Below are 19524 nucleotides of genomic sequence, written 5' to 3'. Positions count from 1 at the left end.
ATCCGGACAACAGGCGATACGCCTACCCCTGACTGTTGTCATCCCGGGCGGCAGCCCGGTCAGAAAGGTCAGCCTCAAGAGTGCGGAGGATACGGACCATCCGGGAAGAAAACTCCCGACGGTACAGCACAGCCACAACAGCCAGCGTAATCACAATGAACAGAACGGGATGGATGAACCATGACAACATGGCCATCCCAAAATAATAGGCCCGCAAGCCCCGGTTCGAGTGCTTTGCTGCATTGGAGGATACGGCTGCCAGTGCTTCGATATCTTCCTGTCGATGCGCCCCCAGATCATGGGGCGCAGGTGCCGCCCCGATCAGCACCGCACAGTAATTATACTGCCGCATGGCCCAGGTGAACTTGAAGAAGGCATAGACAAAACAAAGTGCCAGAATCAGCAATTTGCCTTCGAAAAACGCTTTGGTTGTCCGGACGGCAAACTCAAATTCAGCGAAAGCTTCAATCGCCCTGTCACTGGCACCCAGCAGGGCAACCACACCAGCCAGCAGGAAGATCGTGGTCGACGCCATGAACGTGGTGCCGCTGGTCAGATTGCCAATTATCCGCCCGTCAATCATGCGGTTATCACGGGCAATCATCTGTTCCATCCAGAGCACGCGATGCAGATGCATCACCTGCTGAAGATTACGCCGCCCGCTTTTATCTCCGTCCGCATCCACATAGCGGGTATAGCCGATCCAGACCGCAAAGAACCAGAGCAGGGCAGCAGCATCAAGCCAGGTCACACCAGCGGGCATACTCTATAATCTCCTGTCATATGACATTCAGATTAGTCGCTACGGGTGTCAGACACCAACCTTGCGATGTAGCCATGTCAGCTTCTCCCGTTTTTATCCGCATCAAACTGAAGGCGGGCCAGGCGGGCATAAAGTTCATCCGATTTCATCAGTTCATCATGCGTGCCGGACGCACGGGCAGAACCGTCTTCGATTACGACAATACGATCAGCCCCCAGTACGGTCGACAGGCGGTGCGCAATGACGATGGTGGTGCGGCCAACCATCAGCTTTTCCAATGCCAGTTGCACAGCGCGTTCGCTTTCCGCATCCAGCGCACTTGTGGCCTCATCCAGCAACAGCAGGGCCGGATCGCGCAGGATTGCCCGGGCGATGGCAATCCGCTGTCGCTGACCACCGGACAGGCGCACACCGCGCTCACCCAGATAGGTGTCGAACCCTTCCGGCAGGGCCTCTATGAAATCGCGGGCGAAGGCCGCTTTGGCAGCTGCTGTAACTTCATCATCGGTCGCGTCAGGACGGCCATAACGGATATTTTCGCGGGCACTTGCCGCAAAGATCGCCGGTTCCTGCGACACCATCCCGATTCCCGCCCGAAGCGCCGTCGGCTCAAGATCACGGACATTCAGCCCGTCAACAGACACCACGCCGGACTGCGGATCATAGAACCGCAGCAGCAGCTGAAAGACCGTGGTTTTACCGGCACCGCTCGGCCCGACCAGAGCCACCGTTTCTCCCGCCGCGACATCCAGGCTGAAGTCTTTCAGTGACGGCGCATCAGGACGTGAAGGATAGCAGAATGTCACATCCCGGATCGCGACGGCCCCCCGGAACGGAACCGGCAAACTTTCCGGGCTGGCCGGAGCGCCGATATCGACGGGCATATGCAGCAGTTCCGTCAGCCGTTCCGCGGCACCGGCAGCCCGTTGCAGATCACCCATGATTTCGCTCAGTGCCCCGGTTGAGGACGCGACAATCACCGCATAGAAGACAAAGGCCAGCAATTGCCCGCCATCCATTCTGCCGGCAATCACATCATGCCCGCCGGTCCAGAGCAGCAGGGCAACCGCACCGAACACCAGCGCGATGACCACCATCGTCAGCAGCCCCCGCGCCCGAATTCGACGTTCGGAAACTTCGAAAGCCGTATCGACGAACCCGGCAAAGGTTCGGGCCGCTACGGTCTCATAGGTGAAGGCCTGCAGTGTCCGGATCGCCCCGAGGCTTTCATCAGCATAGGAACTGACATCCGCCACCCGGTCCTGACTTTCCCGCGACAGTTTCCGTACCTTGCGACCGAAGATAACAATTGGCAGCACCACCAGGGGCACCATCGCCAGCACATAAAGCGTCAGCTTCGGGCTGGTAATGGCCAGCATGACCAGCCCGCCGGTCAGCAGCAGGACATTGCGCAACGCCACGGACGCCGAAGAACCGATGACGGCCTGAACCAGTGTCGTATCAGCCGTCAGTCGTGAGAGAATTTCCCCCGTTCGCACCGTCTCGAAAAATCCGGGGCTCAGCCGCAGGACATTGCTGTACACCGCCATGCGGATATCAGCCGTCACCCGCTCGCCCACCCAGGTCACGAAGTAATAGCGACCGAATGTCGCCACCGCGAGCAGCAGGATAAAAATCACCATCAGTCCGAGCGAATCGTTCAGCGTCTCTGCATTGCTCGCCGCAAAACCCTCATTGACCACACGACGCAGCCACCAGGGAATAACCAGCACCGCACCCGCGGCCGTTGCCAGCGACAAGCCGGCCAGCATGATTTTGCCGGCATAAGGTCTCAGAAAAGGAACAAGCTGGCGCAACTGGCCGAGATCGCGACTGCGCTCCCTGTCATCTTTTGCACCGCCCCTCCCGGCAGCAGCCGGCTGGGACATCCCGTCCATACGCGCCATGCCGGATTACCCGAGGTCGACGGGCATGCCGGCAATTCCCCCGAGCTCCCCGCTCAGCAGTTTCAGCAGATCATCATCGCTGCGGGTCGATATCCAGCGACCACCAGCCGGCGCATAATGACTGGCACCACTGACCGGTGATGCCAGCCAGATCTGGCGATTCGGACCATGTTTGTTGATGATGAAAACCCGGCCATCTTCCAGTTCGATATTCAGAATGCCATCCTGCAGATCTGCATCCATATGGTCGGTCAGGTTTTCGTCCACATAGTCCATGATCTGCTGCAAAGTGCGGTTGGCCTCTGCCTCGAAGGCGGTCTCATCCATCGTAATTTCCCGTTTCTGAAAAGCCGGTCCGGTCGTGCCTGCCTGCCCGCCAGCCCGATCCGGTGCGTAACCTATCGAACTGAAGCCGACTGGCCAAGCAACATGGCTTTGCCGGAAGGCTTGCAGCAGCCCCCACACTTGTCTATAAACCCGCGCTTAACGCCCCGGAGGACTGACATGAAAAAAGATATTCACCCGGACTATCATGAGATCAGCGTCCAGATGACGGACGGCAGCTCTTTCTCGACCCGGACAACCTGGGGTAAGGAAGGCGACGTAATGAAGCTGGATATCGATTCAAAATCGCATCCCGCCTGGACTGGTGTGCATCGCCTGCTGGACAGCGGCGGACAGCTTGCCAAGTTCAACAAGCGTTTCGCGAGCTTTGGCATCAAGCAGTAAGTCTCTGATACCATTCGAATTCGAAGAAGGTGGCTACCGCAAGGAGCCGCCTTTTTTGTTGCCTGAAGCAGAGACCTGCTGAAAAGCGGCGCTGCAAAATTCTTTGACGATCCCTTGACGCAAAATCAGCCGGAATTATATCAGCCGCGTCGAAGGGAATGCCCGATCAAGGGGTTCCCGGACTTTAGACGGCGCGGCCCGATATGGGGGCGCCGGAACATAAAACCCATGTTGCTCAAGGAGAATGTGGCAATGCGTACCTATGACCTTACACCCCTCTTCCGTTCCACTGTAGGATTTGACCGTCTTGCGCGCCTGATGGACAGCGCCAGCCAGGTTGAAAGTGCACCGACCTACCCGCCTTACAATATTGAAAAAGTTGCGGATGATGATTACCGCATCACCATGGCTGTCGCCGGTTTCTCGGAGAACGACCTTGAAATCACCGTTCAGGAAAACTCCCTGCTGATTTCCGGTCGCATTGAAGACCGCGAGGAAACAGCCGAGAAAAGCTACCTGCACCGCGGAATTGCCGCACGTGCCTTTGAACGGCGCTTCGATCTCGCAGACGACATCAAGGTTGTCGGGGCAGATGTGAAAAACGGCCTGCTGAATGTCGATCTTGTTCGTGTGGTGCCTGAAGAAAAGAAACCCCGTCGTATTGAAATCGGCGCGGGCGCACCGAAAGCAATCGAAAAGAAGGCTGCCTGATCTATCTGATCACCGCCTGATCTGAACCGGACGCCGGCCCACTGGGCCGGCGTCTATATTTCGGCCAGCCGATTCGGTTACTCCGCAGCTTCAACCGTTGGTGAGGTCACCGGATTGCGGAAAGCAGCGAGAAGCTGCGCTTCCGTTTGCTTTGCCTTCACCATGTTCCGTTCCTTGACGGGCCCGAAACCGCGAATCATCGCAGGAACAGACAATAACTCGACCGCCAGTGCGATATTGTTTTCCGTCAGACCGGAGAGCACTTCCTGAACCAGCGTTTCATACCCGGTAATCAAGGCACGTTCGCGCCGGCGTTCTTCCGAATAGCCGAAGATATCGAGCTTTGTGCCCCGAAGCCCTTTGAACTTCGCCAGCACACCAAAGGCCTGCATCATCCAGGGGCCGAACTGCTTCTTCTCAGGCTCTCCCGTATCCGGGTCGATCTGTGACATCAGCGGCGGCGCCAGATGGAACTTCAGTTTGTAATTACCCTCGAACTGCTCCCGTACCGCCCGCATGAAGGTCGGGTCGGTATAAAGACGAGCGACTTCATATTCATCCTTATAGGCGAGAAGCTTGAAATAGTTACGTGCGACAGCCTCGGTAATGGCTGTACCACCAAACCCGGCCTCACGTTCCCGAACCTGCGCCACAAGAGATTCGTAGCGCTCGGCATAGGCAATATCCTGATAGGCCACAAGCTGGGATGCCCGACGTGAAATCATCTCATCAAGCGAGGTTGAGAGCCTGTGCATAACCGGCGCTTCCCGGCGATGCGCCGCCCGGGCGACCGCTTCCGGATCAACAGCAGCCCGACGCCCCCACAGAAATGCCTGCTTATTGGCCTCAACGGCAATTCCGTTCAGGTCGATTGCCTGTTCGATCGCATCAGCAGAAACCGGAATCGCGCCCTTCTGATAGGCCAGCCCCAGCATGAACAGGTTTGTCGCAATCGAATCGCCCATCAGCGAGGTCGCAATGTCCGTCGCGTCAATGAAAGTTGCCCGGTCTGCACCGACTGCACCGGCAATCTGGCCCTGCATGCCCTGCCCCGGAAAATTGAGGTCCGGATTACGGGTAAAGTCACCGGTGACGATTTCATGCGAATTGATTACAGCGACCGTCTTGCCTTCGTCGATCTTCGACAGGGCGTCATAGCCGGCGGCGACCACGAGGTCACAGCCCAGCAGCAGTTCCGCCCCGCCTGCCGCAATACGGACGGCATGAATATCTTCCGGGCGCTTTGCGATTCGTACATGGCTGATAACCGGCCCGCCCTTCTGGGCCAGTCCTGCCATGTCGAGAATTCCGCAGCCCTTGCCTTCGATATGCGCGGCCATACCCAGCAGAGCACCAATCGTCACAACACCGGTTCCGCCGACACCTGTGATCAGGATACCAAAGCTTTCCGCTTCAAGGCTGGGGATTTCCGGGTCCGGCAGCACGGCCCAGACACCCGTATCCGTTCTGGCTTCCGGCTTGCGCAGCCCGCCCCCTTCGACAGTCACAAAGCTGGGGCAGAACCCGTTGACGCAGGAGTAATCCTTATTGCAACTGGACTGATCAATTGCCCGCTTGCGGCCGAATTCCGTTTCAACCGGCGTCACCGAAACACAGTTCGATTTCACACCGCAATCGCCACAGCCTTCACAGACGGCCTCGTTGATGAAGACCCGTTTCGCCGGGTCCGGAAAAGTACCACGTTTCCGGCGACGGCGCTTTTCAGCAGCGCAGGTCTGGTCATAGACCAGCACCGACACACCCTTGCGCTGGCGCAGGTCACGCTGCACCCGGTCCAGGGCCTCCCGTGGCTCGACCTGCACACCCGGCGCCCATTCCATTCCGGCCGGGTATTTGTCGGGGTCATCGACAACCACCGTGATATCGCGAATACCTTCGGAATAGACCATCCGTGTGATCCGGTCAGCGGTAATCGCGACCGGCTTTTCCCCTGCAGCCGGGGGCTGACCGCCGGTCATGGCAACCGCGTCATTGAACAGGATCTTGTAAGTCATGTTGGCATTGGCTTCGACCGCAGCACGAATAGCCATTGATCCGGAATGATGGAACGTGCCGTCACCAATGTTCTGGAAAATATGCTCTGTCTTCACGAACGGAGCCTGACCGATCCAGTTCGCCCCTTCGGCCCCCATATGGGTAAAGGTTTCCGTCTCCCGGTCCATCCACTGAACCATGTAATGACAGCCGATTCCGGCCATCGCCCGGCTTCCCTCCGGCACTTTGGTCGAGGTATTATGCGGGCAGCCGGAACAGAAATAGGGCGTCCGCTGCATCAGCGGGTTGATGCTCTCCAGTGACTTCTCGATCTTCTCCAGCACACCAAGCCGACGCCTGATATTATCACTTTCATAGCCCACTACTTTCAGCCTAGCCGCAATTACCCGCGCAATCCGCGCCGGGGTCAGCTCACCAGCAGATGGCAGAATCCAGTCACCCTGTTCGTCATACTTGCCGACAACGCGGGGACGTTTCTCACCGCCCATATTGTAAAGCTGTTCTTTCAGCTGATTTTCGATCAGCGCCCGCTTTTCCTCGACAACCAGTATTTCATCGAGTCCTTCGGCAAAATTCAGGATGCCCTTGCGATCCAGCGGCCAGGTCATGCCGACCTTGTAGATCCGGATGCCAATCCGCTCACAATCCGCCTCATCGATATTGAGGTCTTCAAGCGCCTGACGCACATCAAGATATGACTTCCCGCAAGTCGCAATCCCGAGCCGCGCATTGGGAGAATCTATAACCGTCCGGTCAATCCCGTTGGCACGGGCAAAAGCGATTGCCGCATAAAGCTTGTGACGCTCCAGACGGTATTCCTGTTCCTGCGGGGTATCCGGCCAGCGAATGTTCAGACCGCCGTCCGGCATATCGAAATCGGTCGGTTCAACAAGTTCAACCCGGTGCGGGTCGACATAGACGGACGCTGAGGTGTCCACAGTCTCGGCCACAGTTTTCATGGCAACCCAGCAGCCGGAATAACGCGACATTGCCCAGCCGATAATTCCGTAATCCAGAAACTCCTGAACACCGGCCGGGTTCAGAACCGGTATATGAGCATCGACAAAGGCATATTCCGACTGATGCGACGTGGTTGAGGATTTGCAGGTATGGTCGTCGCCAGCCAGCAGCAGCACGCCGCCATTCTTTGCAGAACCGGCAAAATTGGCATGACGCAGCACATCACCGGACCGGTCGACACCTGGCCCCTTTGCGTACCACATGGAAAACACGCCATCGACGGTGGCATCGCCATGCAGTCCGACCTGCTGGCTGCCCCAGATTGCAGTCGCTGCCAGATCCTCATTCACCCCGGCCTGAAACCTGATGTTATGCTTGGAGAGGAATTTCTTGGCGCGCCACAATTCCTGATCCAGCGCACCGAGCGGGGAGCCGCGATAGCCTGTAATGAACGAACCGGTATTCAGTCCCGCTGCTTCGTCCCGGCGTTTCTGCATCATCGGCAGGCGAACCAGCGCCTGTGTTCCGTTCAGATAAATCCGTCCGGTCTCAAGGACATATTTGTCTTCCAGAGATACCTTCGCCAAAGCCATATCCAACCCTCCCGTCAGAACGCTACAGTCTTATTAGGTAAGCAATACTGACTTATATAAATCTTTCCCTGCAAGCCCTCTCCCGAAAATAGACGGAAGATTTCACCGCGTGGAAACTGTTTGAAACGATATCGTCACAGAAGTCGGAAACCACGCAATAAAAAGCGTCATCAGGTCTGTCAGCCGGGAATAAATCCATTACTGAATCGCGCTGTCGTCTCGGCAAGCCGGACCATGAACATGTCCAGAAACTCCCTTGCCAGCCCGGAGGGCGGGGCAAAGGTTGCTGTCAGAATCGCCACTTCCATCTTTATATCAGGGATGAACGGCCGAAAGATCACCGCACCACCCCTGCGAGTCATGATTCCATAGGCCTCGGCAGTCATCGGATCGAGGATGGAGCAGAGATTCCCGCCTTCAACCAGTCGCAGATGCGGAATAAAGGTTTCCGTCTGATAGCGGGCGTTCAGGGTCGCACCGGCATCATGAAACGCCTTGCGACACTGCCGGTTGGTCATATGGCTGGGTAACAGCAATGCCATGGGGTGACCGTCCAGGTCAGCCGGGGTGATCTCTGACAAGGCGGCCAGCGGTTCGTCATCTCTCAGGGCACAGACACAGTTGAACGTCATTGGCGTGATATCGATCAGCGGTTTGTCGAGATCGCTGTCTTCAATACCCAGATCAACCAGACCGATATCGCAACTCTGGTTCGCGACAAGCTGCCGGACAGATGTTGAGACCCGGCTGTTCAGCACAAAACGGACATCCGGATGACTTTCGGAGAACCGGGAGATCACATCCGGCAGATAGAACATCGCCGGTCCCGGCATACTGGCAATCCGGAGTGTATGTCTCGCCCCCTCCGGCGCCCCCCGCATGGTCAGCCGCAGCCGTTCAATACGCTCCGGAATATCCCGGGATTCCTCAAACAGAAAATGCGCCTCTGGCAACGGGTGCAACCTCCCGCCACGGCGTTCAAACAGGGCACAACCGACCGACTCCTCCAGTGTGGATATCAACGCACTCACCGCAGGCTGACTGCGACCAAGCGTTCGCGCAGCAGCCGAGACAGATCCGCTGACCATGACTTCCTGAAATGCTTCCAGCTGTCTCAAATTCATGAGTTGCTCCTTCCCGTCACGCCACAGGGTATAGCAAAATCCTATCGATCCAGAAAAATTAATGAATAGGTTTTATAGGACAAGCATGTTTATGCTGTCTCACGGTAATGCTGACAAAGATCAGCAACCATGACAGGGGACTATAAAAACTGTGAGTGAAAACCGTGATTCAGACGGTCAGACTCGTTTTCTGCCATACTGGTGGGAAGCGGCTGAGCCGAAGTCCGTTCCGGAGGCCCCGGTTGCGGAACGTTGCGACGTTGCCATCATTGGTGCCGGTTATACTGGCCTCAGCGCAGCCATTACCCTGGCCCGCGCCGGACGTAATGTGCAGATTTTTGACCGGCAGCGACCGGGCGAAGGCGCTTCGTCCCGCAATGGCGGTATCACAAGCGGCAACATCCGCATTGGGCTGAGTGCCGCGATAGAGAAGTATGGCGAGGCCAAAGGACTGGCCCTCTACCGGGAAGGTGTCGAGGCCCGGAAAGACCTTCAGCGTTTTATCCACGAAGAGAAACTCGATTGCGACTTCGTTCTCTCCGGTCGCTTTACAGGCTGCATCAGTGACGACCATTACGACATACAGGCACGCGAAACTGACCTGCTGAACCGACATCTCAATATCGGTGGTTATGTTGTCCCGAAAGAGGAGCAGCATAAGGAGACCGGTTCCGCGATGTATCGTGGCGGGGTCGTGCGCCCGGATATCGGCATGCTTCATCCCGGGAAATTCGTACAGGAAATGATCCGCGTCGCTGTCGAGTCCGGTGCCATATTGCACGGTGAAACGCCTGTAACCGGGTTCGAACGCGTCAGCGATGGCTATGTCATTCACACCACACGGGGCAAAACGGTCGCCCGTGATCTCATTTTCGCAGCTAACGGCTATATTGACGGCGCAAACAAATGGCTGCGCCGCCGTATCGTGCCGATTCCCAGTTGCATGATTGCGACCGAGCCCTTGTCGCCAAACCTTATGAAAACCCTGATGCCGGCCGGCAGAGGCATGGGTGAAACCCGGAAACTGTACCGCTATTTCCGCCCCTCACCCGATGGCCGGCGTATTCTTCTGGGGGGACGTTCCTCGATGTTCGGGCGAAGCGAGGCAGAATCCGGCGCTCATCTGCTCAAGGGCCTGATTGAGATGTATCCCGAGCTGTCGGACACGAAAATCAGCCATTCATGGAATGGCCTCGTTGCTTTCAGCCGCTCTGATATCCCGCTGCTGTTCCAGCGTGACGGTGCCCATTACACCGGCGGCTATTGCGGCTCCGGTGTCGTCTGGGCCCGCTGGATCGGTCAGAAAGCCGCCCTGAAAATACTCGGGTCGCCGGAAGGCGCTTCTGTCTTTGACTGCGACCCACCGCCAGCCGTGCCGTTTTTTAACGGCCGGACCTGGTTTCTTCCGGCCGTTCTCGGCTGGCACGGCCTGCTGGATAAATTGGGACGGGGAGTCGTCAAGGCATAAACCCGATTATCCGGTAGCACGATGTCGCGATTGCAGACCCTCTGCAGACGCGATTCAGACCAACCAAACGTCAAATACAGAGGAGAAACGACGTGAAAAAAACTTCCATTCTGATGGCAGCGGCCCTCGCAGGAGCAACGCTGCTGAGCGGTGTCGCCCAGGCCCAGCAGATGACATTCTTCCGCATCGGCACCGGCAGCGCAGGCGGAACTTACTTCCCGATCGGCGGAATCATCGCCAATGCCATCTCCAGCCCGCCGGGTGCACGTCCTTGCGACAAGGGCGGTAGCTGTGGTGTACCGGGACTGGTCGCGATTGCCCAGTCAACCAACGCCTCCGCACATAACGTGACTGCCACCGACGCCGGCCAGATGGAAGCCGGACTGACCGGTGCTGCAACCCTGTATCAGGCGTATCACGGCGAAGGAAAATTCGAAGGCAACAAGAAGCCGAAACTCCGGGTAATCGCCAACCTGTTCCCGGAAGACATGCATCTGGTTCTCCCGAAAGGCGGCAAGCTCGGCTCGCTGAAAGACCTCAAGGGCAAGCGCGTTGGCATCGCACAGGCCGGTTCGGGTACGCAGATTGCTGTTGAAATGATTCTCGCCGACAACGGTCTGACCCGTGCCGACTACTCCCCGGCAGAACTCAATAACTCGCAGAGCGCCGAACGTATCGCTGATGGTCAGCTTGATGCCTATTTCTACGCTGCCGGCACGCCGGTCGCTGCAATGGTTCAGCTTTCCTCGACCAAGGGAATGGAACTCTACTCCTTCACCGATGCTGAAATTGCAGCCGTTGGCAAAATCCTGCCCTACTACGTTGAGTCGTCAATCGACAAGGGCACCTATGAAGGCCTCGACTATGATGTCAAAACGGTTGCTGTGAACGGCATTCTGGTGACCAACGCTGACCAGCCGGACGATCTGATCTACGGCATTACCAAAGCCATGTGGAGCAAGACCTCCCGCACGCTGCTGGATAACGGCCATGCCAAAGGCAAGGTCATCCGTCTGGAAACCGCGCTGAAAGGCATTGCCAACCTGCGGGTGCCGCTGCATCCGGGCGCCGAGAAGTTCTACAAAGAAGCCGGTCTGCTGAAGTAACCCATCGCTTCAGACTGACCATATCTCTGGCCGGTTGGCGCAATCTGCGCCGCCGGCCAGCAGATACACCAAAAACTCCCAAAACCGGCGGTATATGTAATGAGCAACAAAGATGATGTGCTTGATGTTCAGGCTGCGGAAGAACTGGAAAAACAGTACGACAATACGCTCAGTCACCGTGAACATGCACCGCTGCTGCGCAAAGCCCTTTTCGGCTTCACACTTGCCTTTGCGTTTTATCATTACATAACCGCCGGTATCGGGCTGCCAGTCGATTACTGGCATATGGGCATCCATCTGGCTGGCCTGTTTGTCCTGATTTTTACCGGCTTTCCGATGCTCCGGAACGAGCGCACAATGGCCTACCGCCCGAACAGCTGGTGGATCATTGCCAATGTGCCCGTCTATGACTGGCTCTGCATTATTCTCGGTGTAACAGCAGCCCTCTATCTCGGTTTCTCGTGGAGCGGCGTCGAAGCCAATATTCTGGGATTTGAAATCAGCATTCCGGACCAGGCCCTGCGGCAGGGAAATCCGGTCACTTCTGACATTTTCTTCGGAACCGTCGTTGTCGTGCTGGCGCTGGAAATCGCGCGCCGCACCATCGGGCCGATCCTGCCCGGCATCATTCTGGTCTTCATCGCCTTTGCCCTTCTCGGCCCTTATATGCCGATCCAGATTCTCATCCATCCGGGTGTCGACTGGCGCCAGTTCATCAACAATATGTACTTCCCTCAGGAAGGTATCTTCGGCGTTACGTTGTGGGTTGTCTCCACCATCGTTTTCCATTTCGTACTGTTCGGCGTCATCGCCCAGCGTATGGGGCTTGGTCAGTTCTTCATCGACAATGCGATGATCCTCGCCGGTCGCTATACAGGGGGGCCCGCCAAGGTCAGTGTCATTTCCTCGGCCTTCTTCGGCACGATCTCCGGCTCATCCATTGCGAATACCGTTTCCACCGGGTCGCTGACCATTCCGAACATGAAGAAGATGGGCTATCCCGGCCACTTTGCCGGCGGGGTCGAGGCCGCCGCCAGTGCCGGCGGGCAAATTACGCCGCCGATCATGGGGGCCGCCTCCTTCATCATGGCGGAATTTCTGGAAGTCCCCTACACCACCATCGTGATCGCCGCGATCGTACCCGCGTTGATGCATTACATCGCAGTTCTGGCGATCGTCCATTTCAAGGCCAAAAGCCTTGGGCTGCAGGGCTTCCCCGCTGATCGCCTGCCGCAACTGAAAGCCGTCTGGAAAGAAGGCTGGCCAACCATGTTGCCGCTGATTGCGCTGATCTATGTGCTGTTCAGTGGCTACACGCCCTATATGGCAGCCTTCATGGGCATTACGCTTTGTGTCATCGTCGGCTTTGTCACTGTCCGAAAGCCACTGACCCTCATTGTGCCACTTGGCGGGCTGGCCTTCATTGCCGACAAGTATTTCTCCGGTGTCTTTGATCCGCTGCTCAGCATTGTTCTGGTGATCTGCATCTTCATCGGCGTGTTCAATCCGCGTCGGCGTGAAGATTTCAGCCAGCTCTGGTCCAGCATGCGGCTTGGGGTTCAGTACGCCCTTGCCGTCGGTGGCGCAGCGACCGCAGTGGGTATCGTCGTCGGGGTTATCAATACAACCGGCGTCGGTTTCCGGATGGGTTTCATGGTCACAAACGGCGCCGCCGAACTGGCTGACATCATCTTCCCGCTGGTCTCCTGGATCCCCAGTGACGCTTTTACCCTGCCCTCCATCCAGCTGTTCCTGTCGCTCTGCTTCGTTGCCATGGCCTGCATTCTGATGGGCGCCGGATTGCCGACCACCGCGCTCTACATCATGCTGGTTTCCGTCGCCCAGCCGGCATTGTCACAGCTCGGTGTTCCGCCGCTGGCCTCACATATGTTTGTGCTCTACTACGGCGTGATGTCGGAAATCACACCGCCGGTCTGTGCCTCAGCCTATGCGGCGGCCGGCATTGCGGGGGCGAATCCGTTCCGGACCGGTCTGTCCGCCTTCTCGATGGGACTTGGCAAACTGATGGTCCCGATGGTCTTCGTCTATGCACCGACCATGCTGATTGTGCTGCCGGAATATTACTCGCTTTCAAGCTTCCTGCAGGTCTCGATAACCTGCGGTATCGGGGTGTTCACCATCGCGACCGCCGTCGCAAATTACTTTGCAGCCCCGCTTGGCACACCACTGCGGATCATCATGGCCATCGCCGGTCTGTTGCTGGTTGCACCCAGCGGCACGTCGGACATCATCGGTATCTGTATCGTCCTGCCGGTGCTTGGCCTGCAAATTCTGATGAACAGACGCCGCCCCTCTGCCACGGTGTAGAATCATGACGGAGATTGCATCAGACAGTGTTGCCGTCATTGGCGGCGGCATCGTTGGGGTCAGTTGCGCCCTGTTCCTGAACCGGCAGGGATTCAAGACAACCCTGATCGAGAAAACGGCACCGGGTCGCGAAACTTCCTATGGCAATGCCGGTGCCATCAGTCAGGCATCTTTCATTCCGATCAACTCGCCACGCATCCTGCGCAACCTGCATCGCTTTGCCAGCAACAAGACCAACTCTGTCCGTTATGATCCCGCCTATCTGGCGCGCAATGCAGGATGGATGGCACGGTTTCTGCTGCGTGCAAGACGCAGCAGTTTCATGAAAGCCGCCGACGAGATGAGCGCCTTCGCCTATCGGTCACGCGCTGTGCATCTGGAACTGGCCAGACAGGCCAGCGTTGAACACCGCTTTCGCGATACCGGCTGGATGAAGCTCTATCGCAGTCAGGCCGGGTTTGATGGCAGCTTCGAGGATCAGGAACTGATGCGAAGCCACGGCGTCGGCTACGATGTACTTGGCCCCAAAGAACTGTCCGAGATCGAACCGCATCTGAAGCCGATCTATGCCGGGGCTGTCCTCATCACATCCGCCTCAAATGTCGATAGTCCCGGAGGCGTCACCGAAGCCTATGCCGCTTTGTTTGAGGCAGAAGGCGGCATCATTCAGGCGCAACAGGTGCAACGGATCGATCCATCAGGCGACGGCTTCACGGTAGTCACCGAGCAGGGCAGCACAGGCTTCGCACAGGTCGTTGTGGCCGCCGGTCCCTGGTCTGCCGATCTGCTGAAACCACTGGGTTATAACATCCCGCTGGCCTATGAGCGTGGTTATCATCAACATTTTCAGGTCCGGGACGGCCAGACCCTGTACCGCGCCTGCAACGATATCGAAGGTGCCTTTTCCATGAGTCCAATGGAACGTGGCATCCGCGTCACCTCCGGCATTCAGTTTGCCGAACGTGATGCCCCGCCTGATTACAGCCAGATTCAGGCTATCTTCCCGGCAGCAGAACAGGCCATTTCGCTGGGATCAGCCGTTGAAAACCAGCCCTGGAGCGGCAGCCGCCCCTCGCTGCCGGATACTCGCCCGGTGATCGGCAGTGCAGCCCGGCACAAAGGCTTATGGATGGCCTTCGGGCACGGTCATATCGGTTTCGGAACCGGCCCGATCACAGGCAAACTGCTCGCGCAGATGGTTGCTGACAAACCGACGGACATTCCAATGGAGATCTTCCGGCCGGCCCGTTTCGGCGCCTGATCTTCAATCAGCCAGCAGATCAGCCAGAAAGGTAATGTTCGGAATGACATGATCTGCAAAAGGCTGCAGATCATCCGCGCTGCTGGCACCGGTCAGCACCCCGATTGCAAGCCCCGCCTTTACAGAGCGGGCCAGCTTCAGGTCATGTGTACTATCGCCGATAACCGCAATTTCTTCCGGCCGGAGCCCCGTGGCCGCACAAAAACCCAGCGCCATCGACGGATGCGGCTTTGGCTGATGACCACTGTCAAAACCCGCGTAATAAGCAAACTGATGATGCACACCAAACCTGCGCATCATTGCCTTTGACGAGGGGGAGCTGCCGTTTGTGGCAATCCCCAGCTGATATCCGAGATCCAGCATCTGCTGGCAGAACAGAGAGAGGTCACAGACCGGGGCTGCGCCAAATTCCAGATGATCCGAGAATATCCCGGATATCTGGCCCAGAATACTGTCAGCCGTTTCTTCCGGCAGCATAGTGGCCCAGAAAGCCGCCAGTTCGGCATCCGACGCGGCTGCCAGCATGGAACCGGGCCCTGATTGTCCGGTTTCCGGATCATAGCCAGCATCAATCAGCAGTCGGGACACCAGTTCCGGATCACCTTTTGCCAGAAGAGTAGCCGCCTCGGTAAAGGCCGGCGTCCAGGTCTGATGAAAATCGATCAGTGTCCCGTCCCGGTCAAAAAGCAGCCCCCTGATATGTCCCATGAAGATATTCATTCCCTGATTTTCCTATCGTCAGCTTGACGTTTAACACCTTCATGGGCAAGGAGGAGGTATGGCCAGAACTTCATTTGACTACATAATCGTCGGAGCCGGATCAGCCGGGTCTGTGCTTGCAAACCGGCTCAGTAAAAATCCGGCGAACCGGGTCCTGCTGATCGAAGCCGGACCACCGGATCGCAGTATTTTCCTGCATATGCCGGGGGCTTTTGCCGAACCGCTGAAGAATGACCGATTCAACTGGTTTTATGAGAGCGCGCCCGAGCCTTTCATGGATAACCGGCAGATGTATTGCCCCCGCGGCCGTGTGCTCGGCGGATCATCTTCCATCAACGGCATGTGTTATGTCCGCGGGCACGCATTTGATTATGATCGCTGGGCATCGAACGCCCTACCCGACTGGAGTTACGCCCATTGCCTGCCTTATTTCCGGAAAGCAGAGACATGGGAGAAAGGCAGTGATGAGTACCGTGGTGACAGCGGCCCGCTTCATGTCAGTGACGGCCCCTGCAAAAACCCGCTCTACGAAGCCTTCGTCGAAGCCGGTATCCAGGCCGGTTATCCCCGGACGGACGACATGAACGGCCATCAGCAGGAAGGCTTCGGCCATATGCAGCAGACCACCTACAAGGGTGAGCGCTGGTCTGCTGCCAAGGCCTATCTGCGCCCGGCATTACAGCGAGAAAATCTTGAGGTCCGTCATTCAACACTGACCGAGAAAATCCTGTTCGACGGAAAACGCGCCACTGGTGTGACAGTCTCGCGGAACGGTCGTCGCGAGACTGTCACGGGTGACGAAATCATTCTGTCCGGAGGTGCGATCAACTCGCCTCAGCTTCTGATGCTTTCCGGTATCGGGCCTGCCAGCCATCTTGCAGAGCATGACATTCCCGTGGTTGCCGACCTGCCCGGCGTCGGTGCCAATCTTCAGGATCATCTGGAAATCTATGTGCAGATAGGCTGTCGTCAGCCTATCACACTTTACTCGGCACTCAGTCTTGTCGGCCGGGCAAAAATTGGTCTGGAATGGTTATTGTTCCGGCGCGGACCGGGTGCCTCAAACCTGTTTGAATCAGGCGGCTTCATCCGCTCGGAAGCCGGTGTTGAGCATCCTGATCTGCAATATCACTTCCTGCCCATTGCGATCAGCTATGACGGCAGGGCCGCAGGTGACAGGCATGGCTTTCAGGCCCATGTCGGCCCCATGCGGCCGACGTCCCGGGGCCATGTCCGCCTGAAATCAGCTGACCCGGCTTCACATCCGGAAATCCTGTTCAATTACATGTCTACTGAGCAGGACCGGAAGGAAATGCGGGCCGCCGTCCGCCTGACACGGGAGATCTTCGCCCAGCAAGCATTCGAGCCCTTCCGGGATGGTGAACTGGCGCCCGGCGAGAATGTTCAGTCCGACAATGAAATCGACGCCTTTGTACGGTCGCATGGAGAGAGCGCCTATCACCCCAGCTGCACCTGTGCGATGGGATCAGGAGAACAGGCCGTCGTCGACGGGGAGCTGAAAATCCATGGTCTGGAATCCCTGCGGGTCGTCGATGCCTCGGTCATGCCAACCATTCCCAGCGGAAACCTGAATGCGCCGACCATCATGATCGCCGAAAAAGCAGCTGACATCATCCTTGGTAACCCTGCGCTTCCCGTTTCCGGGGCCGCTGTCTGGCAACATCCGGACTGGCAAACATCACAGCGATAATTTTTTTCGCCAAAAGATGGTAAAAAATTGTCTATTCCGGAAGGGGTGAAGCAAGATGACAGGATCATTGCCGTTCCGCTGGCGGGTCACCATGTCAATCGGGGAATATCGGAAACCTGATGATTAACAGACAATCCCCGTTCGTCGGAGATAATGATGCAGATTGATGAAATTCTGCAGAGAATTGTATCGTCTAACGTCCGGACGGCGTTGCAGTTCTGGGAACAATCCCGGGGCGGCAAGGAAATTCCCGCACGTTCAGATATCAATCTGATCGAGATTCCTTCCCTGCTGCTTGGTCTGACACTGGTTGATGTCATTGACGGCGGCAAGGATTACCGGCTGCGTTATGTCGGCCGGAACATTATCAACAATCAGATTCTGAAGGTCGGACAACTACAGTCCGAAATGCCCGCCCAACAGGGACAGGAGATAATCAAAGGGCGATACAGCCGTGTCGTTGAGCAACGACGCCCCGTTTTCCAGCGCTATGTCTATACCAGTATTCAGGGCGACAAACGGCTGATTGAAGCGATATCCTGTCCGCTCAGCGATGATGGAGAAACCATCAACAAGCTGTTCTGCTTCGGAGAGGATATGGGTTTCGCCAGTTCATCTGAAAAATTTGACGACACACTCATCTGAATCCCTTCCGCAATCTCTCCGACTTTGATATTGTCAGGACAAATACATTCGGGAGGTTACAAATGAGCATTTCAGAACAACTCGCCGCTTTCGCTGCCGGGCTATCGCTGGATCAGGTTCCTGATGAGGTTACAGAACGCACAAAGCTGCTGCTTCTCGATACATCAGGTATCGCCATTCGCGCCCGGCACGACGCTGAAAGCACGCCGGCCACCATCAGGATGGTCGAGCGGCTGGGCGGAGCCACCGGCAATCACGCCGTCTTTGGCGACCAGAAAGGCTATGGCGCATCCGCCGCCGCCCTGATCAACGGCGCACTCGCACATTCACTGGACTTTGACGACACCCATGCTGCCGGGTCGATCCATTCTTCCGCGCCGATTATTCCTGCCGCCCTGACTGCCGCAGAAATGACCGGCGCCTCCGGCAGTGACGTCCTCGCAGGCATTATCGCCGGATATGAAATCCAGATTCGCCTGTCCCTCGCCCTGTCGCCGAAAGACCATTATGACCGCGGCTATCACCCGACAGCCACCTGTGGTGCCTTCGGTGCTGCTGCCGCAGCGGGTCGTGTTCTCGGCCTGAATGACGAGCAGATGCTCGATGCCTTCGGTATCTGCCTCAGCCAGACATCCGGAACCATCCATTTTGTTGAGAGCGGTGCCTGGACGAAACGCTATCAGATTGGCCACGCAGCAATGAATGGTCTGATTGCCGCCACTCTGGCACAGGAGGGGTATCTTGGTGCGCGCACCCCGATTGAAGGCAAGCATGGGTTCCTGAACTCCTTCGCCCCCAATCCCGACCCGTCAAAAGCGGTCGCCGGTCTCGGCACTGTCTGGGAAACGCTTGCCCTGGCCGTGAAACCCTACCCCACCTGCCGGTACAGCCACGCAGCTATGGAGGCCATTGCCAGCATCTGCACCGAACAGGACCTGACGGCCTCGGATGTTGAGGCCGTTTATGTCGGTCTACCCCAGACAGGGTTCAAAATCATCGGTGACGGGCTGGCCCATAAACAACAGCCGAAAAGTGTCGTCGACGGCCAGTTCTCCATGCCGTTCTGCGCAGCCGTTGCCATTCGCGAACGCGGCATGGGCTGGGATGACTATGCAAAGCATCTGAAAGACTCGGAGACACTCAGCCTTTGCAAGAAGGTCGATGTCCAGATTGACCCGAAACCGGAAGCCTCTTTCCCGCGTTTCATGTCTGGCATCGCCCGCGTCACGGCCAAGGGCAAGACAACAGAACGTTTCGTCGAGATTCCCAAGGGTGAGCCCGAAAACTTCCAGACCGCTGAAGAACTGCGGGAGAAATTCGACGGCCTTACCGCACCCTATCTGTCACAGGCACAGCGTGACCAGTTTGTCGCCGCAACCCTGTCCTTTGAAAAGCAGGCGGATGTTGCTGCCTATCTTGCCATGACCCGTTCAGCCGGTGCCGGTCTCGCCAGCGCCGCGGAATAACAACCGGATGATCGCC

The 19524-nt window shown here is 57.2% G+C and carries 15 protein-coding genes; 9 read left to right on the top strand and 6 right to left on the bottom strand.

The genetic code is table 11. The features are described 5' to 3' along the window. Positions 1–22 precede the first annotated feature (22 nt). The 3 genes from GH722_13595 to cyaY all read right to left on the bottom strand — a co-directional run bounded on the left by GH722_13595 (position 23) and on the right by cyaY (position 2997). Positions 23–763 carry a DUF599 family protein gene (locus GH722_13595; GenBank protein MRG72797.1) on the bottom strand — a complete coding sequence of 247 codons (741 nt, stop codon included), beginning with the start codon at positions 761–763 and terminating at the stop codon, positions 23–25. Positions 764–840: 77 nt separating this feature from the next. Next, on the bottom strand, positions 841–2661 hold the full coding sequence (locus tag GH722_13590; GenBank protein MRG72796.1) for an ATP-binding cassette domain-containing protein: 1821 nt from the start codon (positions 2659–2661) through the stop codon (positions 841–843). A 15-nt stretch (positions 2662–2676) separates the two neighbouring features. Continuing rightward, positions 2677–2997 carry an iron donor protein CyaY gene (gene cyaY / locus GH722_13585; protein MRG72795.1) on the bottom strand — a complete coding sequence of 107 codons (321 nt, stop codon included), beginning with the start codon at positions 2995–2997 and terminating at the stop codon, positions 2677–2679. 177 nt (positions 2998–3174) lie between these two features. Between cyaY and rpmE the strand changes: the two genes are divergently transcribed. Both rpmE and GH722_13575 read left to right on the top strand, forming a co-directional pair. Further along, on the top strand, positions 3175–3399 hold the full coding sequence (rpmE, locus tag GH722_13580) for a 50S ribosomal protein L31 (GenBank protein MRG72794.1): 225 nt from the start codon (positions 3175–3177) through the stop codon (positions 3397–3399). A gap of 252 nt (positions 3400–3651) precedes the next feature. Beyond that, positions 3652–4110: an Hsp20 family protein gene (locus GH722_13575; GenBank protein MRG72793.1), complete on the top strand. Its 459-nt coding sequence runs from the start codon at positions 3652–3654 to the stop codon at positions 4108–4110. 77 nt (positions 4111–4187) lie between these two features. Here GH722_13575 and GH722_13570 read toward each other — a convergent pair whose 3' ends face one another. Together GH722_13570 and GH722_13565 are read right to left on the bottom strand one after the other, a co-directional pair. Continuing rightward, positions 4188–7679 (bottom strand): indolepyruvate ferredoxin oxidoreductase family protein, encoded by a 3492-nt coding sequence (locus GH722_13570; GenBank protein ID MRG72792.1) that lies wholly within the window; start codon positions 7677–7679, stop codon positions 4188–4190. A gap of 179 nt (positions 7680–7858) precedes the next feature. Beyond that, positions 7859–8803, bottom strand: coding sequence for a LysR family transcriptional regulator (locus tag GH722_13565; GenBank protein MRG72791.1), 945 nt, complete (start codon positions 8801–8803; stop codon positions 7859–7861). Positions 8804–8993: 190 nt separating this feature from the next. Between GH722_13565 and GH722_13560 the strand changes: the two genes are divergently transcribed. The 4 genes from GH722_13560 (at position 8994) to GH722_13545 (ending at position 14966) form a co-directional block, all read left to right on the top strand. Beyond that, positions 8994–10271, top strand: a complete 1278-nt coding sequence (locus GH722_13560) for an FAD-dependent oxidoreductase (protein ID MRG72790.1) — start codon at positions 8994–8996, stop codon at positions 10269–10271. A gap of 113 nt (positions 10272–10384) precedes the next feature. Beyond that, entirely contained in the window at positions 10385–11377 is a 993-nt protein-coding gene (locus tag GH722_13555) for a TAXI family TRAP transporter solute-binding subunit (protein ID MRG72789.1), read from the top strand. 99 nt (positions 11378–11476) lie between these two features. Further along, a complete protein-coding gene (locus GH722_13550) occupies positions 11477–13705 on the top strand; it encodes a TRAP transporter fused permease subunit (GenBank protein ID MRG72788.1) in 2229 nt (742 codons plus the stop codon). 4 nt (positions 13706–13709) lie between these two features. Continuing rightward, complete coding sequence (locus GH722_13545) at positions 13710–14966, top strand: FAD-dependent oxidoreductase (protein MRG72787.1); 1257 nt, start codon at positions 13710–13712, stop codon at positions 14964–14966. 3 nt (positions 14967–14969) lie between these two features. On the opposite strand, the gene GH722_13540 is transcribed toward GH722_13545, so the two are convergent. Continuing rightward, positions 14970–15686, bottom strand: a complete 717-nt coding sequence (locus GH722_13540) for an HAD-IA family hydrolase (protein MRG72786.1) — start codon at positions 15684–15686, stop codon at positions 14970–14972. A gap of 58 nt (positions 15687–15744) precedes the next feature. Between GH722_13540 and betA the strand changes: the two genes are divergently transcribed. From betA to GH722_13525, 3 genes are all read left to right on the top strand, one after another. Beyond that, complete coding sequence (gene betA / locus GH722_13535; GenBank protein ID MRG72785.1) at positions 15745–17397, top strand: choline dehydrogenase; 1653 nt, start codon at positions 15745–15747, stop codon at positions 17395–17397. Positions 17398–17550: 153 nt separating this feature from the next. Then, positions 17551–18042: a PAS domain-containing protein gene (locus GH722_13530; protein MRG72784.1), complete on the top strand. Its 492-nt coding sequence runs from the start codon at positions 17551–17553 to the stop codon at positions 18040–18042. A gap of 62 nt (positions 18043–18104) precedes the next feature. After that, a complete protein-coding gene (locus GH722_13525) occupies positions 18105–19508 on the top strand; it encodes an MmgE/PrpD family protein (GenBank protein ID MRG72783.1) in 1404 nt (467 codons plus the stop codon). Positions 19509–19524: the final 16 nt, after the last annotated feature.

This window comes from Alphaproteobacteria bacterium HT1-32, assembly GCA_009649675.1.
Lineage (GTDB): Bacteria > Pseudomonadota > Alphaproteobacteria > Rhodospirillales > HT1-32 > HT1-32.
The sequence above is the reverse complement of the archived record's forward strand: the minus strand, read 5'-3'. Positions and strand labels throughout refer to the sequence as shown.